General features: G+C 60.4%; 30 protein-coding genes and 1 pseudogene. All 31 read right to left on the bottom strand.

The annotated features are described in order from the left end of the window. The coding region (locus WP12_RS12335; RefSeq protein ID WP_046194007.1) for a hypothetical protein at positions 1–1,071 on the bottom strand (1,071 nt) is incomplete at its 3' end. Beyond that, positions 1,071–2,462, bottom strand: coding sequence for a hypothetical protein (locus WP12_RS12330; protein ID WP_046194006.1), 1,392 nt, complete (start codon positions 2,460–2,462; stop codon positions 1,071–1,073). The genes WP12_RS12335 and WP12_RS12330, both read right to left, overlap by 1 nt. Then, positions 2,462–3,100 (bottom strand): hypothetical protein, encoded by a 639-nt coding sequence (locus WP12_RS12325; RefSeq protein WP_052730359.1) that lies wholly within the window; start codon positions 3,098–3,100, stop codon positions 2,462–2,464. The genes WP12_RS12330 and WP12_RS12325 overlap by 1 nt, the downstream gene beginning before the upstream one ends. A gap of 105 nt (positions 3,101–3,205) precedes the next feature. Further along, on the bottom strand, positions 3,206–3,862 hold the full coding sequence (locus WP12_RS12320) for a hypothetical protein (RefSeq protein ID WP_046194005.1): 657 nt from the start codon (positions 3,860–3,862) through the stop codon (positions 3,206–3,208). Further along, a complete protein-coding gene (locus WP12_RS12315) occupies positions 3,859–5,247 on the bottom strand; it encodes a packaged DNA stabilization protein (protein WP_046194004.1) in 1,389 nt (462 codons plus the stop codon). Before WP12_RS12315 ends, WP12_RS12320 begins: the two co-directional genes overlap by 4 nt. Next, the gene (locus WP12_RS23460) at positions 5,247–5,996 is read right to left on the bottom strand and encodes a packaged DNA stabilization gp4 family protein (RefSeq protein WP_052730358.1); all 750 of its coding nucleotides are present in this window, start codon (positions 5,994–5,996) and stop codon (positions 5,247–5,249) included. Before WP12_RS23460 ends, WP12_RS12315 begins: the two co-directional genes overlap by 1 nt. Next, positions 5,993–6,310: a hypothetical protein gene (locus WP12_RS12305; protein ID WP_046194003.1), complete on the bottom strand. Its 318-nt coding sequence runs from the start codon at positions 6,308–6,310 to the stop codon at positions 5,993–5,995. Before WP12_RS12305 ends, WP12_RS23460 begins: the two co-directional genes overlap by 4 nt. A gap of 1 nt (position 6,311) precedes the next feature. After that, positions 6,312–6,665 (bottom strand): hypothetical protein, encoded by a 354-nt coding sequence (locus WP12_RS12300; RefSeq protein ID WP_152663976.1) that lies wholly within the window; start codon positions 6,663–6,665, stop codon positions 6,312–6,314. A gap of 53 nt (positions 6,666–6,718) precedes the next feature. After that, on the bottom strand, positions 6,719–7,993 hold the full coding sequence (locus WP12_RS12295; RefSeq protein WP_046194001.1) for a P22 phage major capsid protein family protein: 1,275 nt from the start codon (positions 7,991–7,993) through the stop codon (positions 6,719–6,721). A 182-nt stretch (positions 7,994–8,175) separates the two neighbouring features. After that, positions 8,176–9,021, bottom strand: a complete 846-nt coding sequence (locus WP12_RS12290) for a hypothetical protein (RefSeq protein WP_046194000.1) — start codon at positions 9,019–9,021, stop codon at positions 8,176–8,178. A 62-nt stretch (positions 9,022–9,083) separates the two neighbouring features. Further along, positions 9,084–11,186 carry a portal protein gene (locus tag WP12_RS12285; RefSeq protein WP_046193999.1) on the bottom strand — a complete coding sequence of 701 codons (2,103 nt, stop codon included), beginning with the start codon at positions 11,184–11,186 and terminating at the stop codon, positions 9,084–9,086. Between the two features lie 72 nt (positions 11,187–11,258). Next, a complete protein-coding gene (locus WP12_RS25840; RefSeq protein ID WP_046193998.1) occupies positions 11,259–11,513 on the bottom strand; it encodes a hypothetical protein in 255 nt (84 codons plus the stop codon). Beyond that, positions 11,510–12,856, bottom strand: a complete 1,347-nt coding sequence (locus WP12_RS12275; protein WP_084691130.1) for a phage terminase large subunit — start codon at positions 12,854–12,856, stop codon at positions 11,510–11,512. The genes WP12_RS25840 and WP12_RS12275 overlap by 4 nt, the downstream gene beginning before the upstream one ends. Continuing rightward, positions 12,853–13,272: a terminase small subunit protein gene (locus WP12_RS12270; protein ID WP_152663975.1), complete on the bottom strand. Its 420-nt coding sequence runs from the start codon at positions 13,270–13,272 to the stop codon at positions 12,853–12,855. Before WP12_RS12270 ends, WP12_RS12275 begins: the two co-directional genes overlap by 4 nt. A 149-nt stretch (positions 13,273–13,421) precedes the next feature. Further along, positions 13,422–13,619 (bottom strand): hypothetical protein, encoded by a 198-nt coding sequence (locus tag WP12_RS12265; protein WP_046193996.1) that lies wholly within the window; start codon positions 13,617–13,619, stop codon positions 13,422–13,424. 1 nt (position 13,620) lies between these two features. Beyond that, positions 13,621–13,875 (bottom strand): hypothetical protein, encoded by a 255-nt coding sequence (locus tag WP12_RS12260; RefSeq protein WP_046193995.1) that lies wholly within the window; start codon positions 13,873–13,875, stop codon positions 13,621–13,623. A 2-nt stretch (positions 13,876–13,877) separates the two neighbouring features. Then, on the bottom strand, positions 13,878–14,123 hold the full coding sequence (locus WP12_RS12255; protein ID WP_152663974.1) for a hypothetical protein: 246 nt from the start codon (positions 14,121–14,123) through the stop codon (positions 13,878–13,880). A 202-nt stretch (positions 14,124–14,325) separates the two neighbouring features. Then, the gene (locus WP12_RS12245; RefSeq protein ID WP_152663973.1) at positions 14,326–14,721 is read right to left on the bottom strand and encodes a hypothetical protein; all 396 of its coding nucleotides are present in this window, start codon (positions 14,719–14,721) and stop codon (positions 14,326–14,328) included. Continuing rightward, positions 14,696–15,421 carry a helix-turn-helix domain-containing protein gene (locus tag WP12_RS24125; protein ID WP_152663972.1) on the bottom strand — a complete coding sequence of 242 codons (726 nt, stop codon included), beginning with the start codon at positions 15,419–15,421 and terminating at the stop codon, positions 14,696–14,698. The genes WP12_RS12245 and WP12_RS24125 overlap by 26 nt, the downstream gene beginning before the upstream one ends. An 11-nt stretch (positions 15,422–15,432) precedes the next feature. Further along, positions 15,433–15,621 carry a hypothetical protein gene (locus tag WP12_RS12235; RefSeq protein ID WP_235399114.1) on the bottom strand — a complete coding sequence of 63 codons (189 nt, stop codon included), beginning with the start codon at positions 15,619–15,621 and terminating at the stop codon, positions 15,433–15,435. Between the two features lie 32 nt (positions 15,622–15,653). After that, positions 15,654–16,463, bottom strand: coding sequence for a DUF1064 domain-containing protein (locus WP12_RS12230; RefSeq protein WP_046193989.1), 810 nt, complete (start codon positions 16,461–16,463; stop codon positions 15,654–15,656). Positions 16,464–16,468: 5 nt separating this feature from the next. Continuing rightward, positions 16,469–17,188, bottom strand: coding sequence for a hypothetical protein (locus WP12_RS12225; protein WP_046193988.1), 720 nt, complete (start codon positions 17,186–17,188; stop codon positions 16,469–16,471). After that, entirely contained in the window at positions 17,185–17,574 is a 390-nt protein-coding gene (locus WP12_RS12220) for a recombination protein NinB (RefSeq protein ID WP_046193987.1), read from the bottom strand. Before WP12_RS12220 ends, WP12_RS12225 begins: the two co-directional genes overlap by 4 nt. Further along, positions 17,571–17,852 (bottom strand): hypothetical protein, encoded by a 282-nt coding sequence (locus tag WP12_RS12215; RefSeq protein ID WP_046193986.1) that lies wholly within the window; start codon positions 17,850–17,852, stop codon positions 17,571–17,573. The genes WP12_RS12220 and WP12_RS12215 overlap by 4 nt, the downstream gene beginning before the upstream one ends. A gap of 23 nt (positions 17,853–17,875) precedes the next feature. Continuing rightward, positions 17,876–18,274 (bottom strand): annotated as a pseudogene (ssb, locus tag WP12_RS12210) (single-stranded DNA-binding protein); the annotation flags it as partial. After that, complete coding sequence (locus tag WP12_RS12205) at positions 18,274–18,915, bottom strand: Rad52/Rad22 family DNA repair protein (RefSeq protein WP_052730357.1); 642 nt, start codon at positions 18,913–18,915, stop codon at positions 18,274–18,276. The pseudogene ssb and the gene WP12_RS12205, both read right to left, overlap by 1 nt. Continuing rightward, on the bottom strand, positions 18,912–19,658 hold the full coding sequence (locus tag WP12_RS12200; RefSeq protein ID WP_046193984.1) for a hypothetical protein: 747 nt from the start codon (positions 19,656–19,658) through the stop codon (positions 18,912–18,914). The genes WP12_RS12205 and WP12_RS12200 overlap by 4 nt, the downstream gene beginning before the upstream one ends. Continuing rightward, positions 19,658–20,551 (bottom strand): hypothetical protein, encoded by an 894-nt coding sequence (locus WP12_RS12195; RefSeq protein WP_200894517.1) that lies wholly within the window; start codon positions 20,549–20,551, stop codon positions 19,658–19,660. Before WP12_RS12195 ends, WP12_RS12200 begins: the two co-directional genes overlap by 1 nt. Then, positions 20,548–20,751, bottom strand: a complete 204-nt coding sequence (locus WP12_RS12190; protein WP_046193983.1) for a hypothetical protein — start codon at positions 20,749–20,751, stop codon at positions 20,548–20,550. Before WP12_RS12190 ends, WP12_RS12195 begins: the two co-directional genes overlap by 4 nt. A gap of 223 nt (positions 20,752–20,974) precedes the next feature. Continuing rightward, a complete protein-coding gene (locus WP12_RS12185) occupies positions 20,975–21,322 on the bottom strand; it encodes a hypothetical protein (RefSeq protein WP_152663971.1) in 348 nt (115 codons plus the stop codon). A gap of 21 nt (positions 21,323–21,343) precedes the next feature. Next, positions 21,344–21,796: a hypothetical protein gene (locus WP12_RS12180; protein WP_046193981.1), complete on the bottom strand. Its 453-nt coding sequence runs from the start codon at positions 21,794–21,796 to the stop codon at positions 21,344–21,346. Positions 21,797–21,803 lie beyond the last annotated feature (7 nt).

Here is a 21,803-nt window from a genome sequence, read left to right as displayed (position 1 = left end):
GGCCAGTCCCGCGACAAGCTGCCCGACAGGTCCCGCACCGGACTGCCGAGCACCTTCTTGCGAGGCCCCCGCTGTAGCTCCTGAAATTGTATCCGTAAGAGGATTGGTCAGCACGCGGCCAACCGTCGTCTCGGCCCCAACGGCACTCGCCAGCGGAGACGTAAGAAGCCCCTGGATCGCGCCCTGATTGGCGGCGCTGATCACCTGCTCCGCGCCACTCTCTGGCTTCGGTGCGATGGCATTCGTCGTCCGCCCTTCGGCCATGTCCCGGAATGGCGTCGTGGAGAGATTTGTGCCTGCGATGGTATTGACCAAGGCATTCGCAGGGCCCGCGACTATATCAGGCAGCGAGTCCATGCCGACACTGAGGTCGCGAACGCCCATACGCAATAGCTCAGTAGCCGTCCGCGCTGGCGGAACCGTCAACTTCGCACCTTTTGGCAATGACGCTTGACCATCGGCTAGCGCGGCATCGATAGCGGCCCGTTCATCGTCGGCCATCGAACGACTGTTATATGCCGCAATCACTTCTTTAGGCAGTTGGAAGGCCGCCGGCTCGCGCTTTAACTTCGCGCCGCGAGGGAGGATGATCGCCCCATCGTTAACGGCGTTTTCGAATGCCGCCGCCTCATTGGGGGTCATCTTGTTGGATCGGTACGCCTCATAAACGCCAGCGATCGAAGGGGCCGCATTGCCGGCCTGGTCGCGCTTCGCCTTGACCCGATCGAACGTCGAGCCCCCGGCGGACTGATCACCTCCCTTCGATTTATCGCCCCATCCGATATGGAGGTGGGCTCCTGTGCCTTGGTTCTTGCCTTTGCCGGTCTCGTTGATGCTCTCAGAGAGGCGCACATCGACAGCCCTCAAGGCATCGGCAACGTCAGTTTCGCTGAAGCCCTTGGGCAACACCATGTCCAGCCCCGTGCCGCTGACATGCTGGCTGTTGCGCGCCTTGGTCTTTCCGCGCCGCACAAGCTCGTCCTGTTCGGCCTGCGAGCGCCGATCCGAAGTGAAGCGGATGCCGGGAATGGCGCTTGCAAGCACTTCCTTGACGGATGCGAGCGAGGCCATCAGTTGCCGCCGCCATATTTCTGGAGGATGCTCTCAAGCGCGGCCGGAGGATTGTTGCGGGCCCGAAGCTTGGAGCGGTTCTTCATGAACTCGCCGAACGTCGTCCCCTTTGGTACGCGCACGCCGCCTACGTCGAGATCACGCTTAGCTGTCCCGATATTGCCGTTAGAGCTGATCCAGTCAGCTTTCGCCTGCTCGTTCGCGGCGACGATCTCCTGCAATTTTGAAACGCCGTTGAGCCAGCTGACCAGATACGCCTTGTCCGCAGTGTCGGGCGGAAATCCGCTCATGGCGAGCTTGACGTCGGCATCCGACGCAGCGCCGGGCGGCAGGTTCTGAATCGCGATACCGTTCTTGATGCGGGCATATTCTCCGCGCAGAGCCGAAACCGCATCCTGCTTGCCCGTTGATGCAGCAAGCCATTCGCCAATATCCGAGGCAAAGCCGCGCCCTTGGACGCTGGAAGTCTGAAGTTTGGCGGCTAGATCCTTGGTGCGATCGGCAAGCGCCTGATTAGTGACCGCCGAACCCACAGCCTTGTTCAGCGTCTCAAGGCTCGATCCTTCGACCTTGGACCCGTTCTGCTCATACTCTTGGAGCTTGAGGGCTGTGTTGGTCGCAAGGGTGTCCTCGTCCAGTGCAAGTTGCTTCCACCCGAGGTTGAGCTTGTCCTGATCAAGAATGAGCTGCTGCTTGCGGGTCTGTATCTGCGACTCTTTGTTGGCCACATCTGTGGCGATGACCTTGGGTGCAAAGGCCGCTTCGGTCGTCGCCTTGCTCGCCTCAGCCTCACCCTTGATGACCTCGGCAGGCTGCAATTCATCGGCGCGGCGCTCACTACCTACGGCCTTTGCGGTCTCGCCGAACTTATCGCCAGTCAACGCGGAGAGGAGGTAGCCTACGGTATTGGCGGCCTGCACCCCGTCTTGATCGATCGAAGCGAGCATGCGCTCATCGTCCATCGTATCGACGCCGGCCTTTCGATCAGCATCAATACGCGCCTGAATGGCCTGCTTGGCCAAATCCTTCTGACCACCACGCAGGTAGCCATAGACGGCGGACATCTGCTTTAGGTCGCTGTCCTTCGCGGCCTTGTCCTGCATGTCGAACGAACGCTTTAGATCTTCGCTGTCCTCAGGGAACATGGCGGCGAGCTTCGAATATTCCGGAGCGCCAGCGCGCGGGTTTGTCAGGACAGTCTTGTATGCCTCCTGCTTCTGCCGCTGCCGCTCCTGTGCAATCTGCGCATTCTGCAACGCGATCTCGCGCGCCTTCTCCTGCTGCTGGTTCTGTCGAAACTGCTGGCCAACCTGAAGGCCCGAGCTGATTGCTTCGGCGAAATCGGGTGGTGGCGAGTATGCGCCGTAGTTGATGGGCTGATAGAGGGGCATCAGAAGAATCCAGCGATGCTGGAGGCGAGCTTGAGCCCGCTCTGAATGCCGGCGGACTGCTGGTTGCCCTTCGCGAGGATGCCGCCAGCGCGAGCCGCGCCCTGCTGCCCGAGAAGATCGGCAATCGACGAGGATGCATTCTGACCGAAGCCCCCCACGCTGGCGGCAGAAGACTGGCCACCCGCCGCCACACCTGTAAGCTGCGACAGCCGGTCCTGGATAACCTTCGCCAGCGTGTCCGACCCGAAGTCGGCCAATGACCGCTGCGTATTACCCCCGCGCAAAGCGCCTGTTGCGGCGGCGTTCTGGAGAATGGCTTCCTCACCAGTCCCGAATAGGGACTGGAACAAGGGTGAGGATTTCAAAGCTTCGATCGAAGCGCCCTGCGCGGCAGCGCCGCCCTCCCCCAAGCCGAGGAGGTCCATAATGCCGCCGAGCGCGTCCGTGCCCGCGTCGAGATAGGGCGCAAAATTGCCTTGCGTAACGTCGAACTGGCGCTTTGTTTCGTCGATGCCCGCTTGCGCAGACGCGGCCTGAAGATCGGCCGCCCTGCCTTGGGATTTGATCTGGGCATTCGTCCCGGTAATATCACCGAGTACGTTGCCTATGATCTTGGGAAAGAACGAAAAGAGACCCACACGACCCCCGTCGCGATCTGGCCCGGTGCAGCCCCCGATCTACCGATTTGCACACTCTGCCTGTTTTTTAGGCAATGCGCAAGTCATTTGCCTAATTATTAGGCATTACGACGCGGCGGTACATCGCCCATTCGTGAAGGTAAAGTTGGTGTAAGCGCCGGTGCCGCTGAAGCCGCCAAGATACCCGCCATTCGCTGCCGGCAGGACGCCTGAAACATCGGTCGTCAGGTCAACCTTGCCATAGGCGGGAATCGCGCCCACCCCTCCAGATCTCAGCACATTGCCAGTCGCAACGTCGGGCAGTGGCGCAAGCGCGTCGGCTGCGTTGGCCACCAGCAAATCGCCAACTGCGTAGGCGTCGAGCCCGGTCCCGCCGTTAGCTGCCATCAAGATGCCATCCACATCGGAAACATCGATCTTGACCGCTTCTGCGCTCGTCACCCTACCCTTGGAGTCGAGGCCGATAATCAGGATGCGAGTGGTAGAGCCATAGGAGCCCGCATCAACGCCAGTGTCGGTTAGATCCAGGATAACGGGCTCTCCGGCCCCGCCGTCATCTATCGAGACATTGTCGGAGCCGGTAAGCACGCGAGAGGCGGGAAGGTCCGCATCCTCCGCTATCGTGATAATCGGCGCATCGGCTAGCACGCTGCCGGTCCCGATCACATCATCCTGCACCGACTCAAACGCGCGGATAGCGCGATTGTTGGGCAGGAACTCCTCAAGCTGCTGCCGGGTGAGGCGCTTGGTTTTTACGATCATGACAACAGTGTCTCGATATCGGCCTCAAGCCGCGCATAGCTGTCGGTTCCCGCATCTGCGCCACGAAAGCGGAGGCCCATCCATTGCTGGAAGCGTCGGCCGGGCCGCCATTGGAGTCGCTGCGCCCGCTGGCCGATATCCCCGCCGCTGATCGCCTGCTCCTGGCTCCATGTCCGACCGTCTACCGTGGAGGAGAAGAATATCTTACCGCCGCGCCCAACATTGCCCACAAGCTCAACTGAGCCAAGGATTGCATAGGCCCCGCCATTGTAGAGAAGCTTGGTGTCGAACTGATAGCCGGCGATCTCCCCAAATTGCGTGGAGACTGTATAGTCAAGATAGCCGATGCGCCCTTCGGCGTCGGCCACAATCCACTTGCTGTAGCACCATGTAGCATTGCGCGGGCCATAAGGGTTTTCGAATTGCACGCCGCTGTTGAGGAAGGTCCACACCTTTTCTCCCGCCGCATTCGACGCACTGATGTAGAACACGCATGTCGTATTCGGCAGATGGATCAACAGGCGCTGCTCATCCTTGTCGATGCGCGCCTCGCAATTGATTTCATAAAGCTCGGCGTCCGACAGCGTCGCCAGAAGCTCGTCAATCTCCTGCGTTGAAATCTTGGCTGCTTGGCCGGGCCCCGCGAGATAGACGCCGACTGCCTCGTTCTTGCCACCGCCGACAAAAGCGAAAGTGTCCCCTATGTACGCCTTGGCGCGCGGTCCGACGCAGCCCTTTTCAATCAGGGCGCTTGCATTCCGCTGGAGCGGAAAGCCGTTGCCCCCAATATACTCGAAGACCTCAATCGTCAGCCGGTTGCACGCGTAAAGCTCGCCACGCACTTTCATCAAGCCAGTTACCGGATCGGGGCTTTCTTCGGATGATCCATATTTCAGCGGGTTGATCGCAGTCGGGTCGCTCAACTCCGTGACGACGATGTACTCGCCATCGGTCATCATGAAATGACTGTTCATCCACAGCATGTCGATGACGTTCCCAAGGTCGGGATCTGTCACACGGGATGGCGCGGCTCCGGTCGAATAATAGAGGTTGCCCCCGCCATTGATGCCCAAGCGATCAAAGCTGTAATCAAATGCGCAGACGTCCGAGCCGGCGATATTGCCCAGGACCGTGACAGCGCCGGCTGACGAGACCGAGACCAGTTTGGAGCCCATTACGCGATAGCAGATGCCATTCCAGTTGATCGAGCCGCGATCTGCGCCCGGGCCGGTGCCCATCTGGGTCACGCCGGGCGCGGGCCTCAGAAAGCCTTTGGCGATCATGCCGCTATCTTGAACGATCGGCTCTCGGTTGATCGGATAGGATGCTACAAAATCGCCCTGTGCGGACGTGTAGACGCCGTTGAGGATCGGGATAGCGGTCATCAGCCGATGCCCGAGTTAGTCACCCGGTTGCCGCGCACCGCATAGGGCTCCCAGGTGGTCCAGGGCTTATTGCCCGCCCCTAGCGCTGTCGTGCGGGTGAGCAGGCGGTTGACCGGGACAGCCGTGATGGTGTCGATCGCGATCATGGATTGCGTGTAGGCCTGCTTGCTCTCGCGCGACCACGATTTACCCATATTGGGCGCGATGCGGAGCGCCAACTCAAGCCCGGCACCCTGCACAGCCGCGTTGGGGATGCCGCTCTCGTCCTCAAGATCGCCCATCCCGTAGGATATGGGGTAGTTATACCCAAGATCGCGGCCAGTCACCGCCCACTCCGCCATCAGGTTGTCGAGCTTTTGCAGGGCCGCGTTCAATTCAGCCGGCGTCAGGTCGAACTGGTAATTGTTGAGGCGACATTCTTGGAACGCCAGCGCGACTATCGCCCGCTTGGTCGATGAAGATGGTATTTTCGGGTTGGCGGTGTCGATGGTGTAGAGCGTGACGGTCTTGGATAGCACCTGTTGCGCAATCGACGTGATCTCGCACTCGAAAACCGTCGTGCCGCCATCTGCGCCGCCCGTAATAAGCGCGGTGACAATATTACCGGCGAATGCCTGCTCAACAATCGTAGCCGCGCCGCTAGTGACAGACAGAGAATAGGACTCGATGGCGTCGAGAAGCAGTTCCGGCCCCCAATCGATCGTATAAGCCGCCGTCTCATCCGGCTTCTTGGGGTTCCAGATGATCATTCGACCAGCTTTTCGATCGCATCCTTGATAGCCGCCAGCACGCCCTTGCGGGTCTTGCCCTTCTCCTCTGCTTCGAGAAGCTCAAGCAGCGCCTCACCGCTTAGGCTGGGGATCTCGGCGATGATCTCGGCGGCGGTCTTGTCCAGAAGCGTCTTTTCGGCCTTTGGAGCAGTGAGGAAGTCGCGCGGGAGAAGCCAGCCATCGGCCAGCGCGGCAGTTAGCTCGTCCTCGCCTCCAATGCGGCGATGATCGACCATCCGACCATCCCAATCGAAGTCGGTGCCGTCGCGGTACACTGCTTTCGGAAAGCCCATGTCAATTCCCCTTGCCGGGCGTGATATAGAGATTGCCGTCAGCCGCCGAAGCGATGACGCTGAACTTCTTGTGGCCGTATCCAACCGTGATGCGGATCTGCGCGCCGGGTGGGACAGGGAATGCCCCGATGCCGGGATTCGCGGTGGTCGGCACAACCGCCGTAGGTCCGGTGTCCGTGGTCAGGTTGATGTTGCGGCAGGTGAAATAGGCGATGGCGGTCGAACTGCTGTTGTAAAGCACGACCTGTTCGGCATCGTCGGACAGCACCGCAGCTGCGGATGCCGAGGTCGCATTGGCCACATAGAAGGTCGCCAACGGGGAGGGGTTAAACGGGCGTTCCGAGGGCATCGACATGGCGCTACTCCGCTAAATGGGTGGGAGGAGCCGAAGCCCCTCCCCGATACAGATCAGGACTGGCTGAACTGCATTCCGCCCATCATCTCGGTATTGGCCGCGAGGACGCCCCACAGCGCATCGACGCGGTACTTGCAGGTAAGGTCGTTGATCTCGCCCTGCCGCGTCATGGTCAGCTGGAAGCCGTCCTTGGTCGTGGCCGACACGACCGCCATGCCCGCGTTCTCCTGCGGCGCCAGGCGGCCCGGCAGTATCTGGAGGGCGTCGCCCTGCCAGAACGGCGTGACTTCAGCGGCAACGGTATTCAGGAAGGTCAGCGCATCACCATCAGCAGGCGCGGCAGTGACATTCTGATACTGAAGCTCAGGGCCGGTTCCGCCAGTCCCCGAGATGATCGGAGGCGTGATCTTGACGGTGCCGGTGCCGCCCGCGCCGGTGACAATCTCCACGATGCGGAAGGTCTTCAGCTGGCCGGTATTGGTCTTGGCGATGTGATGCACCGCGTTGACGCTTGGCAGGGTGAAGACATCGCCCACGGCGACTGTTCCGGACGTGACCGTGATTGCGATCGTCTGGAAGCGGTTGTCGGTGTTGAGCGAACCGATACCCGCCGTGGTCGTGTAGGCGGTAGGCGTGTAGTAGAGCGGCAGCGTATTCTCAATGGTGACGCCGACACCCAAACGCGCGGGCAGGCGATAGCCATAGTCCGCCTTGAAGGTGTTGAAGCCCGCCGTATCGCCGAGGAACGCGCGATCATACGCCGACAGCGTGCGATCGAGGCCCGAAGTCTGCGGCTTGGCAAGGGTGCCGGCCATCAGATTGTAGGTGCGCGGCGGGATGGCGATGACGCGATCCGAACGCGGGATACCCTGCTCGGTGAACGAGGCATCGGCAAGCGAGATATCGTCATAGCCGGTCGCGGCAACAGCACGCTTGACCCATACCGAGCCGTAAAGCGCGGCTGCGTTCATGGCGCTGATGTTGATGCGCGAGGCAAGTTCGTCCTTGGCCGCCGTCTGAATGCGGTCACGCTGCTGCGGATCGCGCAGTTCCTTCGCGGTCATCTTCCAGGGCGAGTGGCGCTGGTTGTTGATCGTGGCTGGAACCGACAGCTGAACGACGTCCTTGAAGTTGGACGTGGCGTCGTTGCCGTCGTAGCTGGTCATGATGTAAGGCTGCGGGAACCACATGATGTCCCCGGTACGCTCCATCTGCTCCTGATTGGTCAGGGTGACTTTAGCCATCTTCGAATAGACTAGCGCATCCTCGAAACCTTCGAGCATGGCGTCGAACATTACTTTTTCTTCGCGTGAAAAACCGTTGGCCATCTTGGCCTCCCTAAATGAGTAGTTGCGAGAGCTTTCTCAGCTCGATCGCACCGACTACTCACCATTTCAGGGGCGGACCTGGGCGGGCGCAGGCGTCACATTGCCTAATTTTTAGGCAGATTGCAATAGACATCAAAAAGGGGGCCGCCGGAACAGCCCCCTTCCCGTTCGACTGCCAGGGTTTACGCCGCCTTCTTCGCGCGCTTTTCCCGGTTGTAGGCGATGACCTTGGACCGATCGCCGGTCTTGTCAGCCTCCTTCTCCAGCTGCTCCAGCTTCTTGTCGACCGCGCCCTGCGACATGGGGGCGGAGCCGCGAGCGGGCGTGTCGGGAGTTGGGGGCTTGCGTCGCTGCACCTTCAGATCCTTTTCCAGTTTGCCGAGTGCTACCGCGAACTTGAGCGGGTCTTTCACTGCGGCGATTTCGTTGAGCTTGGTCGGGCTTTTGCCCAGCGCGTAGAGCATCGCCGCCGAGTTTTCGCAGCCGCCCACGATGATCAGCTGCTGTTCCTTGGTCAGCGTGGTGAGGACGGTGGTTTCCGCGTCTTCGAAATCCTTGACCCGCAGCGCGTCGCGCTTGGTCGCGAAATCATCCCAGGTCGCTTGCCACTGCGCCTTCGCCGATTCCTTCTTCTGGCTGGCTTGCGCGGTCAGCCGCTCGATCTCGGCTTCCTTGGCGACGTGGGCGCGCAGCTCGCGCTGGAGTCGCGCCTCGTCATAGTCGCAGCTTTCGAGCGTGGGCTCCGGCCCAAGCTCTGGGATGACGATCTCGGCGTCATTGGCGGCCTGTGCCGGCGTCTTCCGTGCCTCGCGCAGCTGCTTGCGGAGATGCTTGACGAGGTCGCTGTCGCTCAGCGCCTCGGTCTCGATATCATCACCGAAGCCGATAATGGGAGTGTCGTCCTCATCATCCGGCTCGTCGGCGCTGTCGTTCACATCGGGATTTTGCTCGTCGTCCTGATCTTCGTCATCGATCGGGGTGTCGAGATTGAGCTCGGTGTCGTCCTGATCGTCTTCGAACGCTGCCATGAGGTGGCTCCCTTTTCTCACCATGTGCGCCTGGTGGCTGGCGTTTGGGCGGTGCGCCCGAATTATGCTGCTTGACGCTCCTGCGGAGGCGGCAACGCCAGTTGCGGCTTGGCCTCATCGCGCATGGCGAGGATGCCTTCGCGCTTGGTCTGCTCGACGGTCTGGCCGGTTTTGGCCGCCGTCTCTTGGGCCTGTGCCAGCGTAAGCACGGTCTTGGCCTTGGACTGCCCGGTGTCGGCGACGGCCTTCTCGGTATTGGCGAGCTTAAGCCCGGCGGACGCCTCGAAATCCTTGGCCTGCGCCAGCAATGCCTGATCGGTAGCACTGGGCTGTTGACCCTGTGCCGCTTCTGCCATCTGTTGCTGCTCTTCAGGGGTGGGCTGGACCAAGCCGATGCCGAGCGCTTTCTTGCGCATATAGGCTTGGAAATCGTCCATGCCCTCGCCGTCCATGTTGAGGACGCCGGTGATCAGCGCGGCCATGCCGGTCTCCATGTCGCCCAATGCCTGCGCCGCAGTAGCGACGGTCATCATGGTCTTCACGGTCTTGTCGCGCCGGGTGGTGGTTGCCTCGGTTACGTCGCTGATGACCTTGTACGCACCATGCTCCAGATCGTTGGCGATCGTGTTGATGCCGGTCGCCTCGTCGGTCTGGCTCTCCAGCAGGACAGCTGAGCCTTCCTCGCCGTCATCGCCCAGCGTCTCGACCGTGCGCCCTTCCTCGACATAGATCTCGCGGGCCATGCCAAGGTATATCTCGCCGCAGCGCTGCATCGACTGGCGGAAGTTGTCCATGTAGGTGAAGCTCTTGGCGTCAACTCGCGTGGCGGCAATGTCCATTGCATCTGCAGAAACGTTAGCCTTGACCTTCTCCGCGCCATCGTCCGAGTTCGTGATCTCGGCAATATCGCTGCCAGTGACCTGCACAAGCGCGGCAAGCACAGGCGGAACCTGCGGCGGGTTGATGTTGCCGATCGGCCCCTGATTGACCGCGTTGCCTTCGCTATCGACGGTCGGGTTGATCAGCGCATAAGGTGCGCGGTCCAGATTGGCCACGGCCCAGCTACCCTCATGGCCCTTGACCTGGGCAGGCGTAAGGATGGGGCGCTCGATCGGCGACACCGATGCAATCTCGGTGAGCTTCGATATCTGGGCATTGTAGACGCGCTGCGGGTCTTTCGCGAGACGCACATGGCCCCGGCATCGCTCCATGTTGTCGATGAACCACCGCTTGCCGTAGAATGGCACAATCGGGATGTTGGGCCCGGCGATGTAGCCCTGATCGTCAAGGATCTCGGTGCCGCTCATCAGATATTTGTGAACGCGCTTCCGACGCCGCTGCTGCGTCTTGAGAACGACCCAGCCCCGCAACTCCATATCCGCCGCGTCGTCATCATCCATCGACGATTTCCAGCGCTTGTCGATCTCTTCGGTGAGCGGGTGACGATAGACGATCAGCGTGTCGCGCTTGTCCTCAACCGCGTAATATTCCGCGACCTTGACGACGTCGGGCGTGTACCAATCATAATAGGGCTTGGGGAAGCTGTCAGGCCATGAGGAGCATCGCCCCTCATATTCCTCCTCGAACGATTGCTGCGCCATGGCCGTGACCACGATCGCCCACATTGCGTCGGACTTGTCGTAGAGCTTGGCGTTGGGATCGAAATAGACAGACTGATCAGCGTCCACGATCGCCTTGATGGCGATGCGCTGGAACTCATTGTCGGGATCATATTCGTCCTCGAACTCGTTGACGATCCGCCATGCGCCATAGCCGCCCGCTGCGCCTTCTTCGAACGCATTGTCGAATGCCTGCTGCCCCTTGGAGCGGTACACATCGGCGCGGAACAGCCCATCCAGAAGCTCGGCGGTCGCCTGCGTCGACTTGGTATCCGTGGTCGATCGGAAATTGACGGTGACGCGGTTCGAGCGGTAGTCGTTTACGATCTTTTCAAGGCCGGATGCGGTCTTGTTGATCTCGACGCGGATGCTGTTCTCGAACTGGTCATACCACTCGTCTTCCCACTGTGCGCCAGCGATGGAGACGAAGCGGCGATCCTGTAGGGCAAGCGCGCGTTCTTCCTGGGTGGCCTGTGTGACGTTATCGAACTGGGTCAGGGCCCGTTCGTGAAGCTTCGCCAGTCGCTGTGCCTTGGTCTCTGACAATGAGCGCACCCCACCCGATAACGCCTCGGGGTGCGGTCCTCAGCTAGTGGCGTGATAGCATCTGCCTAATTTTTAGGCAAGCGGCACCTGAGCACCATCCGACCAACCTGTTAGGAAATCCACGTACAACACCTTGTAGTCGACAGGGTCATAGATTTTGACGCGGGTTAATCTACGCCCATCACTCAGGCTAATCGACACCGCGCTAGCGTTCTCCGGTACGGGCCTCTCAAGTGGCGGAAGGCGGGATGCGTCAAATTGCCCATCCTCAATGTCCATCGCAAGTTGCTCGAAAGCAATGAGCTCATCTTTGGACCATGCTGTCAAGCTGCCCTCCTGTTGAAACCAGTCGCCATGCGTGGGACGGTTGATGTCTGCGGCTCTTCCTGCCTTGGCTTCACGACTGCCGGGAATAGCTCGGTCAGCCCCCAGATCAACGCATCGGCGCGGTTCGGCGACAGTCCGCCCACATACCCGTTTGTCGTGAACGACGTCAGCTCGTCTTCCAAATCATTGAAGCGGCCGACGTGACGCACCTTGCCCTGCTCGTACAGCGCGGAGAAGGGCTCTGCACGCACCACCTTACCCCGTGTTGCCGTCACCTGGCTGAACGGCGTGCGTGGGCGCGCTGTCGTGATGACATGCTTGACCATTGCCCCGCCATAGTTCGTCTCGCCTACGATGCGATCAGCCTGATGGCGATCGAATGCGTCGGTAGCGACCTTGCCCCATGTCGCGGGTCCGGCCTTCACGGTGATATCCTCCATGACGTAGCAGATGCCATCAGTGCCAAGCCCGACGACCACGATACCGATCGCGTCATTGTCGGCGTTGTCCACGTCACCAGAGCCTGATGGATCGACCGCCACCACGATACGCACCATGTCAGGCACGATACCATCCAGCACTCGGAACCGCTCGATATCCTCATCAGAGAAAAGCGCGCCCGACACAGCATCACCGAACTCACCGAGCAGGAAGCGCCTGCGCATCCGGCCTGACATGCTCTCCAATGTCTCGATATAGTCGGCAGCAACATTGGCCCGGTTATCTCCGGGGTTGATCTGGAACCATGCATAGTCGGCAGGCTTGCCAAGCGCGAGCTTGGTCTCAGGGTCAACCTTCTGGATGAACTGGCGGTAGGACCAATGCGCTTTCGAGGGCGGGTTCTCGTCGTAGTAAACGCGGGGCTTGAGCGGCGATGCATGACCGTCGATAATCTGCTCAGCCTGTTGCGCGAGCCGGGTCAGCGCGGTCTGGAGTGACACATAAGGGATCTGCGAACACTCGTTGAAATAGATCGTAGCGAACTCCATGCCGAGCACCTTTTCCGCTCGCTCGGCATCATCCAGACCCGCAAACCATATCTCGGAACCGTTGGGGAGCGTGACGTACCAGTCCGTCTTGTCGAGCTTGTAGGTGACGTTCGGGAAGGCAAGCCGCATCACCTTGGGGAATGTGTCTAGCACGATTGAAGCTTTGATCGCGTTGAAGCGGAACCGGAATATCGCGTGCCTGCTATTCGCCGCCTTGAGCGCCCGCATCACGACGTTGCGGACGAGGAGGAAGGTCTTGCCTGACCTAGAGCCGCCGAACAGCATATTGTGCTTGGCTGACCCGGCAAGGATCGCCTGCGCCTGAAGCTGCTTAGCGGTTAGCTGGAAGGTCATAGATCCGCGTCGTGCTGGCCTGTGGTGATCGTCACGCCGCCCTTGTGTTCATGCTCGATTTTATCGCCGTACCGCTTGGGGTCCCACTTCGCGAGCAGTTTGAGGCGCGTCTCTATGCGCAGCTTGGCGCGCTGAACGAACTCGGTATTACAGACCTCGCGCTCGTCCTCGCCAACGATCTTCACATCAAGCGAACTGTCGTCTGCTATCTCAAGGCACGCGTCTGCAATGGCGTCGAAGCCGATTTCACGCGCGCGCGCGATGCGTCCGGCTAGATCAGGGTCGGCTATCTGCCAATCATAGACTGTCGATCGCCCGATATCCTTATCACGGCATATCTCGGCGAGCGGCTTACCTTCGCTCAGGCCTGAGATAATCGCTTCATCGATTTCTGGAGTTCGTACCGTCGCGCGCATTGTCATTCGCCGGCCTGTTTGGCCATTCCCAGCGCAGGTGCCTCCAGTAGAGACGAGCGAAGGTTTGGCCGGTTAAAGCTATGTACCATGAGGTGCGGCGCATGATCGCGGAGAGTGTAGCGCAGTTCTGATATCCCGGCAATCACCCCCTATTCTCCTGCTGCGGGGTTGAGGTGGTCGAGGCGTTGGATGGCGTCTGCCTGCTTTTCCAGCGCGACTGACAAGCGCCACTTGCGAGCGAATGCGTAGACCGCCGCCTCGTTGCGCAACCACTTCACGATCGCGGCGCGTTCGATTACCCTTCCGGCGTCGAACAAAGTGTCCAGCGCTTCCTTGGCTTTCTCCATCTCACTCCCCTTCGCTGCTGACATGGTGGATCGCTGCCGTGATGATGGCCTTCGTGAGCATCTGGCCAGCGACTTCACCGGCCAGCTTCACCTGGACACCGGCAGCAATCATCCCATCATCGGGATTGCTGAGCGTGTTGAGGACATCGATCACCAGCCCGGTTACGTCGTCGGGGTGCAGAACCACTCCATGGTGTGCGAGTGTCCGCTTCACTGCCCTCCCGCATTTCTCCAGCATCGGAATGTCGTTGGTCATGCTCATCGACCGTCAGCTGTCATCATGAACTCGTGCGTGCTCTGCGCGCCGCCCTTCTCGTATTGGAACTGCGGGTGCGTCGTGATGTCCACGCCGAACAGGTGGCTCATCAGGTAAGCAGCGGTGACGTTCGCCGTCTCATGATCAAGGTTGAGGCTGTCCATCAGCGGCACAGCAATGTTGCAGTGCCAGCCCCAAGCCATCTCCGGATCGCTCTGTATTTTTTCGATCGTGTCCATATTCGTCATGACCTCTTCCTTCCTATCGGTTGTGTGGGGGGAGTGTTTGGGCGTTCCGGCTGCGCCGTCGCTATGTCGTCGGCTTCGCCGATCGAGCCGCTGCGCGTCTCGCCCCTACGGGCTTCCAGCGCTAACGTGAGGGCCGCGCCCAAGCCTGCGGGCCGGTAAAGCGGCTCCACGGCTCGAAAGCCGTAAAGCTCCATGCCAGCGGTCATGATCCGCTCTCCAGGTCGTACTTCGTGGCAATCAGCTTCAGCGCGTTGAACCGGCGCGCGCGCCTTGCCCGATGCGGTCGCGCCAGTTCGCGAAGCTCCGCGACGGTCGGGAAAAACTTATGCTCCTGCGCCGCTGAACGGAACGCCAGCTTCAGGATGTCGTGTGGGATATCCTTCAGCAGATCGCAGTACAGGGCGTTCTGCGCGTCGGCCTCCGCTGCGGTCATCTTGCCAGCAGGGTAGAGCCCGGCAAGGCTTCCCAGCATGTCGCTGATGCGCTCTGGGTCGGTCGGCTGAAGCAACGAGGTCATCGCCTGCATTTCGGCCTCGACGGCTTGGCGGGCAGCAGGCGAGACGACCGGCAAATCAGAATACGCCAGATCGCTCTCCACCAGTGCGTTGAGCCGCTCGCTTAACTGCGGCTGCGACGCGGGGGTTTGAGATCTGATCGTTTGCAGGGCGGGTACGGTTGCCATGATCGTATTTGCCTTCTCGAAGTTTCGCGATGCTGTCGGGGCGGAGTATCCAGTCAATGTCGGCGCACCATCCGCGCTCGTTGAGACCCATCAGCCAAGGCTTCGACGGGACCGCCGCGATTGCGGCAGCAACGATCTTGTCGGTGTATTCCTCTATCCGGGCCCTAGCTGCCTTGCGGCGCTTTTCGGTGAGGCGATCGGCGCGATGCGCTTTCGATTTTGCAGCCATCCGGTTCCAGGCATCGAAGAAAGCTGCCGGGCTGTCGATCGCGCCCGCATCCTCCTCCTCTTCAATGGTGGTTCTTGATGGTTTGTCCGAAGCCGCTTCGGGGGTCGGTGTCGCTCGCTTCGGGGGTGAAGGCTCTTCGGGGGCGAAGCCGCTTCGGGGGGTGACGGTGTATGAACACCCCTTGCCGAGCACTTCGACACGCACCAGTTGACCCTTCAGCACCAACCCCTTGATCGCCGCCTGCACAGTCCTGTCGCTCTTAGATACCTTGCGGCACAGTGTGGCGATCGAAGGCCAGCAAAGGCCATTATCATCGGCGCAATCCGCTAGCGCGAGAAGGACGATCTTCTCGCTGTCGGGGAGGTTAAGGCCCCAAACTGCTGACATGAGGCGGATGCTCACTTCAGCACCTCATAAAACGCGATATCCCAATCGTTGTTGGTAAGGGTCCAGCGACAGCCGCTTTGACCATCAGCAGCCCAATTGTGGCAGATGCGACCGTTGCGGAGTTCGATGCTGACCCGCTTGCCGATAGCCTCTTTCGGTAGCTTGCCGGGGTTGGGGCGCATGCTATCGACCTTCGGCATGGCGTCGCCGGGCTGGAGCTTGTGAGCAGCCTTCACTCCCAATCCCCGATCATCGCAGAGAAGCGCGAAATCGCCCGATAATCCTTCTCCCGGATAAGAATGATGGTTTCCGCCGGGTGATATTTGGCCATCCGCTTCAGGGTCGTGCGGCTCCGTGCGTCCATCCACCCCTTCACTTCATGGATAGGCTTCGAGCCATTCAGCTCGTGGACGCGAAAATCTGGCAAATAAGACCGAACACCGCGTTTGATTTTGTCGAACCAAAACGTCTCAGGTTCGTACTCCCAATCTAGAATCTCTCCGCGCTCTTTGAGCCACTGCAAATAGCGGGCGTAATTGGCCTCCCAGCGCGAGCGAAAATAGTGGCGCTTGTCCGCTATTTCGCGCCAGCCGGCCTTCCAGGTCGTCGCCCGATTGGGTGTGATGGGACCGATGCGCCCATTCTTAGCTATCGCCGCCTTCAAGGCAGTGGTCACTTGAGCCTCGTGCTCTTCCGCACTCAGGGAGCCCCAGAATGCCGCCGAAGCGATACGCAATTTTCCGCGCGTCTCTGTCGAGTGGCGCTTTCCGGCGAAGCCGCGTGGATGCTCCCAAGCCAGCGGCTTTCCGCGCCGCGCATCGCCAACGGCCTTGGCCGCCGCTTTGCGAGCGGCGTGCCCATCGGTCAGCCCAAGAGCGCGGGCCTTCTCGCTAAGGACGCTTTTGGAGCGCCCCATCTCAGCGGCTAGATCCGTAAGCCGCCCGCCGTCCACGTACGCTCTATAATCAGCGCGCAGGCGCTCTAACTCGACTTCCGAGAAGTTGCGGCGCGCCTTCGCCGGCAGGATGATGTCTCCCCCCATAGGATCTATGCCGCCTGCCTGAAGCCGTGGTGGGCAGCGAGGCGGATCATCTCGTCCTGATGGATGAGGCCCTTTCCAGAAACGCAGTAGTATTGCCTGCCATCGTCCGGGAGATGCTTACGGGCTGCGATGTCCAGCACGGTGGCCTTGTAGACGTTGGTATATCCGATGCGGCGCAGATGGTTTGCAGCGGCTCCAGCAATGGACCCGTCGCCGGGCGCTCCGAACTGGATTGGCTGGCGGATATTGTAGGTTGAGGGCGTGCCCAGGCGCTTCTTTGGCGTAGCTACCGGGGCGCGAGAAGTGGTGCCGGCCTCTGCGTGCCAGCGCCTCACGGCCCGATTATGGGCGCGGTAGTAGCGGGCGGCTTCGTTCATCGACATGGTTGGGCCGACTTCGCGAAAATCGTCGGGCATCCGGGTCGGCGACTTCTTGGGTTGTATGCGCGGAAAGCCGCAGGCATCACGCCAAGCCGATGCCTTGTTATAGCAGATGCGATACCTTTCCATGATCTGCCTGATCGTCATACCGCAGCCATTGGCGCGGAACTCGTCTGGCATTGTGATCGGGCTACGAGGCTCACCAAGGCCAAGCTTCGATCGCATCGCCTGTATGGCCTTTTCGCTGCGCCCCATGGCGGTCGATATGTTGGCCAAGGTCATGCCCTGTTCGCTCAGGTCGCGAAGGCGCTGCTTCTCGGCAGGCGTCCAGATGTTCGTCATCATGCTGCGCGCTCCATCTGATCCGACCAGCGCACGCCATTTTCTGCACCGAAGGCGTAAAGCCATTCGATCAGCGTAGACATCTGGCTCTTGGTTAGGTGTGAGGACCGGAAGCCCTTGGGGAACGGGCGACCGTCCAACCCCTCCTGAAACTGGCATTCCCAGCCACAGGCGTTCATGGCGAGGGCCTTCCAGTCATCGGGGGTGTGGCGGCGTCCAAGCGGCTTTGCGCGGGATATATCGCCGAGCATGGCCCACATCTTGTCGGACTGCTCTGACGTGCGGGTCTGCTCCTTGATCGTCACCACGAAGTTATCGGGTGCCTGAAGGATGAGTTTGGTTGCGAGGGCGCGTTGCGCCGGCCCTCTGAGGATGACCGTATGAGTCATCGGGCCCGTACCTCGAAATTATGCCGATTGAGGATGGCGAGCTGGACAAGGTCCACGCCCGTCTCTTCCAAAAACTGCCGCTCGCCACCAAGGCCATGGACGCTGAGCTTGCCGGTATGGTGGCATTCGCGGCACAGCTTCACGACAAGCCAGCCATCCTTGGTGATGCGCTGGAAATTGACGTGAATGATGTGGTGGATGCATTCGGCCATGCGTCCGCAACCGGCGCATGTGCCCTCCAGCCAATCCCAATAGCGCTTGATGGCGGCGTTAGACATCAGGCGAACGGATCGTCGCTGACGTCGTCATTACCCCAACCGCCGCCGGACTGATCAGACCGGTCGCCAGTAGGTTTGTCGAGAAGCACCATGACCGCGTTGAAGCCCTGCAACACCACTTCGGTGCTGTACTTCTCAATGCCTGCGTTATCGGTCCACTTGCGGGTTTGAAGCGTTCCCTCAAGATAGACCTTGCTGCCCTTACGGAGATACTTTTCGGCAACAGTGCACAGAGCTTCGTTGAAGATGGCTACCGTGTGCCATTCCGACTTTTCTTTCCGTTCGCCGGTAGCCTTGTCCTTCCATTGCTCGGACGTGGCGACCCGGAGATTGACGACCTTGCCGCCATTCTGAAACGAGCGGCTTTCGGGGTCGCGCCCCAGGTTGCCGACGAGAATAACCTTGCAGACGCTACCAGCCATTATGCGGCTTCCTTCCGTGCATTTTTGATGATCCAATTCTTCGCGCTGTTGAAAAGCCGGGCTTCCAGCTCGCGAAGGTCTTTGATTTTTGCCATGGCGCAGACGTCGCCCAACAAGACGTGATGCGCGTCAGCGAGCGTCAGCAGTTGGGCGCGCTCATCATCGCTGATCAGGGGCTCCGGCTCAGCGGCCTTTGGGGTGTCCGCCACACTGCTCTGCGACTTGTCATAGAGCGCGAGACCGAACGGGTTGCCGAACGTCATCAGGGCGCGCTTCATGGCGTCCGTCTCGGCTTCCTTCAGCCCGCTTTCGTGGGCCTGCCCAACGTCCTTATCGATGCCCTGCCCGAAGCCGCTGCCTTCGCGGACGACATCGCCAACCGTGACACGAACACGCGCCATGTAGTTGACCCGCCACTGGTCATTGCCGTTGCGGTCCTTCCCAAGATTAGGCTCGCCAAGTATGCGAAGCTCGACCGTCTCGCGGTTCCAGGCATCGAAGCCGAAGATGCGGTTGGCTTCGGCAATGGCGTGCCATGCTTCGATATAGCTAACCTTGCTTCCGCCTTGCTGGCGCTGGGCAACTGCATCTCGGGAGAGCGGAGCCTTTAGGGCGTCAATCTGTGCGTCGGAAAAGCTCATGCCCGCTTCTCCTCTTTGATCGAGCAGCCGGGGATGACGCGAACGCCAGCGCGCACGTCCTTATCGACTTGCGACTGAAGCCAGACGGTCAGTTCATCCCGCTGTGCGACCATGTAATGCTGGAGGCAGGCTTTGCGGTCGGCTTGGCCCTCACCAATGCGGCCAACCCAATGCATGGGCACCTTGCCGATACCGCGACCGCCGCCAGCGCGGGTGACGGTTGGGGCCTTCTCGACCTTCTTCGCCATGGCTGCGAGCGTCACAGCATTATCAAACTGCTGTTCGGCTTCTTCGATCGCGGTCAGGTTGTTTGCGGCCAGTGCTTCGTCGCGCTGCTTCTGGGCAAGAGCTTCAGCATCCTCCGCTTCCTTGCGGATGCGGGCAGCTTCGATCTCGGCAATCTCGGCCAGATGATCATTCCACCGCTGGATAGCCAGTTTGACGGCATTGCGAGCCTTGTCCGCTTTGTCGCGCAGCGGGGAATATACCCCATCGACTGCCGCCGCCGCGTCCATATGCGGCTGCTTCAGTTCTTTCCGCGTGGACTCGGCGAGCTTGTAGGCGTCGTCCAGGCTGGTGAAGATCACATGCAGCGCGTCGGCCTGATCCTGATTGGCGACCGCCTCGCCGTCGAGCCATACCTTGGCTTCACCGTAAGCGTCTTCGATCGACTTGGTCAGGTCGGCCAATGGATCGATTTCCTCTGGAGGCCCGTTATGACCGATGGTTGCGTGAGCGTTCATCAGAACATCCGATCTATGATTTCGACGAGGTACGCGGCGTTAACCTTCTCGGGATCCTTCTCCCGAAGGTTGCGCATCACCTCCATGAAATAGGCGCTGTCGACGCCCGTAAGCTGGTCTTCCAGAACCTTCGGGTCGGTCAGATCCAGTTCGCTGATCTGCATCACTGCCTTGAGGATTTGGCCCGCATTGATCGTCCAACCCCGCTTGATGAATTTGCGGAGGCGAATGACCGAGCAAACGGGATACTTGCTGCCGACGTAGCGAAGCTCCTTGCAAAGCAGGGCTTCCAGCGCAGGCTGGCGAAGGGTCAGAGACCGATCGCGGCTAAGCCAGTAATTAGTGCAGTGAACGAAGTCGTAATTCTCATGGATCGTGTCGGGCTCGCCGTAGAACCGCAGGACTATCTGGATACGATCGCTCAACGTAATGGCGTTGGTGGACATGAAAACCGGACGATACGTCTCGTCGGCCTCGGTCTCCTGCGCCTTTTCGTTGATGTCTTCGTACCGATCCTCGATCTCCCCGGAGTCTTCCAGAGTGGCGACATCGCCTGCCGTCTCGCCGCGATGGCCGGCGGATGTGACGATGCGGACCCGCTCGCCATCGTCCTCGATCTGCATTGGGTGCCCGGTGGCGGCGACGAACTTGCCCACGTAGTAATTTCCGACCGCTACGCAGGTGGCCCGGTCGGTAAAGTACAGATCGTAGTCGTTCACCTTCTCGCCCAAGAGCATGGACGCTATACACCCCCCGGTGATAACCGTGTTTTTGCGGACCAGATGCTTGACGGCCTCGTCGTCGATCGACGAAACAAACGCCTCAAACTTCTTAGCGAGGATGGCCTTGATGGTTTTACCCTTCATGCCACGCGTGATCTCGGGCGCGTTCATGCCGCACGCTCCAGCTTGGCCACCGCGAAGGCGCTACGGTCAGCGTGAAAGCGCGCCTTGATCTCGGCAACCCGCTCCTCATGCTCTGTGCCGATGCGGATCAACTCGCGGCGAAAGCGGCTGTCCTCGTCGAAAAGCTCATGCCGTTCGCGGACGTTGAAGCTATCGACAGAGGTGGGTGGAAATGTTTCGTGTTTCATGTAGGGTGTCCTTGTCCAAACAGGCCCGCTCTTTCGCTTCATCTCGGAGGGGCGGGCCACCTTCCCCCGGCGATCTCAAATCAGGTTCGACGCGCAAACCGTCCGTCATTGGAGCGCGGCTGCGGCCCCTTTGCCCGCGCATCCCGGTAGCCATGCGGCACATCGATGAAGGTGAGACCGCTCGGACGGCGGATCACGTCGGGCTCTGGTGAGAGGTGGTGCGTCATGCCGCCACCTGATCGGGCATGAAGTGGCCCTTCGCATCACGCGGGCGCTTGACGATGAACGGCTTGAGGCGCGCGAGCAGGCTATCGTTGTCGAAGCTCAGTTCGAGATTCCGGCGTGACAGCACATTGTTGTGCGCGCGGGAGTTGGTCAGTTCGACCTTCTCAGCCGACAGTTTGGTTTCCAGATCGACGATGAACTCGTCGGCATTCTTTTTGTAGGCAGCGTCTTCAGCGCGCAGCTTCAAGTGCGTAGCCTTCACGCGGCCCAACACCGCCAGCCAGCCACACGAGCTGACAAGCACTCCAGCACCTATCAATGCGGACGCAGATACGGGGTCGATCATGGTAATCCCTTCCCTGTTGAATTAAGCGGCGCGTGGCCGGCGAAGCAGTTCGTCCAAAGCATCGCGCGCCTGCTCCAAAGCGCAGCGGTTGGCGCGGATTTCGTGGGCGTCGATCTGGTTGTTGTCCTCAAGCGCGATCGACAGCGCGAGCGCGGCCTTCAGGACTTTGCTACCGTGAGCGCGGTCGGCGTCGGCGACAGGGCGTGTCTCGGCGATCAGCCGATCGAGGCCACCAGTGAACCGGCCATTCCACTCGCGCCTGGCTCGCGCGAAGGCTATGACGCCCATCTCGGCATCGGCATTGCGATACTTGAGCGCCTGATCTTCGCTGCGACCCAGCACGGCGGCCAGATCAAGATCGGTCAGGCCATCGGCCTTTTTGATGGCGCGCAGGGCTTCCGCCAACTCCTCCAAAACGGTGGAAGCGGAAAAAACGACGGGTTTCCGCTCGCCGCTGTTGTTGCGGTGCGTCATACGCCCT

The sequence above is a fragment of the Sphingomonas sp. SRS2 genome (assembly GCF_000971055.1).
GTDB lineage: Bacteria > Pseudomonadota > Alphaproteobacteria > Sphingomonadales > Sphingomonadaceae > Rhizorhabdus.
This window is presented reverse-complemented; position numbering and strand designations above follow the sequence as displayed.

Coding starts and splice junctions, on each gene's coding strand:
- WP12_RS12330 (WP_046194006.1), bottom strand. CDS start 2,462: ATGCCCCTCTATCAGCCCATCAACTACGGCGCATACTCGCCACCACCC.
- WP12_RS12320 (WP_046194005.1), bottom strand. CDS start 3,862: ATGATCGTAAAAACCAAGCGCCTCACCCGGCAGCAGCTTGAGGAGTTC.
- WP12_RS12315 (WP_046194004.1), bottom strand. CDS start 5,247: ATGACCGCTATCCCGATCCTCAACGGCGTCTACACGTCCGCACAGGGC.
- WP12_RS23460 (WP_052730358.1), bottom strand. CDS start 5,996: ATGATCATCTGGAACCCCAAGAAGCCGGATGAGACGGCGGCTTATACG.
- WP12_RS12305 (WP_046194003.1), bottom strand. CDS start 6,310: ATGGGCTTTCCGAAAGCAGTGTACCGCGACGGCACCGACTTCGATTGG.
- WP12_RS12300 (WP_152663976.1), bottom strand. CDS start 6,665: ATGTCGATGCCCTCGGAACGCCCGTTTAACCCCTCCCCGTTGGCGACC.
- WP12_RS12295 (WP_046194001.1), bottom strand. CDS start 7,993: ATGGCCAACGGTTTTTCACGCGAAGAAAAAGTAATGTTCGACGCCATG.
- WP12_RS12290 (WP_046194000.1), bottom strand. CDS start 9,021: ATGGCAGCGTTCGAAGACGATCAGGACGACACCGAGCTCAATCTCGAC.
- WP12_RS12275 (WP_084691130.1), bottom strand. CDS start 12,856: ATGACCTTCCAGCTAACCGCTAAGCAGCTTCAGGCGCAGGCGATCCTT.
- WP12_RS12270 (WP_152663975.1), bottom strand. CDS start 13,272: ATGCGCGCGACGGTACGAACTCCAGAAATCGATGAAGCGATTATCTCA.
- WP12_RS12265 (WP_046193996.1), bottom strand. CDS start 13,619: ATGGAGAAAGCCAAGGAAGCGCTGGACACTTTGTTCGACGCCGGAAGG.
- WP12_RS12260 (WP_046193995.1), bottom strand. CDS start 13,875: ATGACCAACGACATTCCGATGCTGGAGAAATGCGGGAGGGCAGTGAAG.
- WP12_RS12255 (WP_152663974.1), bottom strand. CDS start 14,123: ATGACGAATATGGACACGATCGAAAAAATACAGAGCGATCCGGAGATG.
- WP12_RS24125 (WP_152663972.1), bottom strand. CDS start 15,421: ATGTCAGCAGTTTGGGGCCTTAACCTCCCCGACAGCGAGAAGATCGTC.
- WP12_RS12235 (WP_235399114.1), bottom strand. CDS start 15,621: ATGCCGAAGGTCGATAGCATGCGCCCCAACCCCGGCAAGCTACCGAAA.
- WP12_RS12230 (WP_046193989.1), bottom strand. CDS start 16,463: ATGGGGGGAGACATCATCCTGCCGGCGAAGGCGCGCCGCAACTTCTCG.
- WP12_RS12225 (WP_046193988.1), bottom strand. CDS start 17,188: ATGATGACGAACATCTGGACGCCTGCCGAGAAGCAGCGCCTTCGCGAC.
- WP12_RS12220 (WP_046193987.1), bottom strand. CDS start 17,574: ATGACTCATACGGTCATCCTCAGAGGGCCGGCGCAACGCGCCCTCGCA.
- WP12_RS12215 (WP_046193986.1), bottom strand. CDS start 17,852: ATGTCTAACGCCGCCATCAAGCGCTATTGGGATTGGCTGGAGGGCACA.
- WP12_RS12205 (WP_052730357.1), bottom strand. CDS start 18,915: ATGAGCTTTTCCGACGCACAGATTGACGCCCTAAAGGCTCCGCTCTCC.
- WP12_RS12200 (WP_046193984.1), bottom strand. CDS start 19,658: ATGAACGCTCACGCAACCATCGGTCATAACGGGCCTCCAGAGGAAATC.
- WP12_RS12195 (WP_200894517.1), bottom strand. CDS start 20,551: ATGAACGCGCCCGAGATCACGCGTGGCATGAAGGGTAAAACCATCAAG.
- WP12_RS12190 (WP_046193983.1), bottom strand. CDS start 20,751: ATGAAACACGAAACATTTCCACCCACCTCTGTCGATAGCTTCAACGTC.
- WP12_RS12185 (WP_152663971.1), bottom strand. CDS start 21,322: ATGATCGACCCCGTATCTGCGTCCGCATTGATAGGTGCTGGAGTGCTT.
- WP12_RS12180 (WP_046193981.1), bottom strand. CDS start 21,796: ATGACGCACCGCAACAACAGCGGCGAGCGGAAACCCGTCGTTTTTTCC.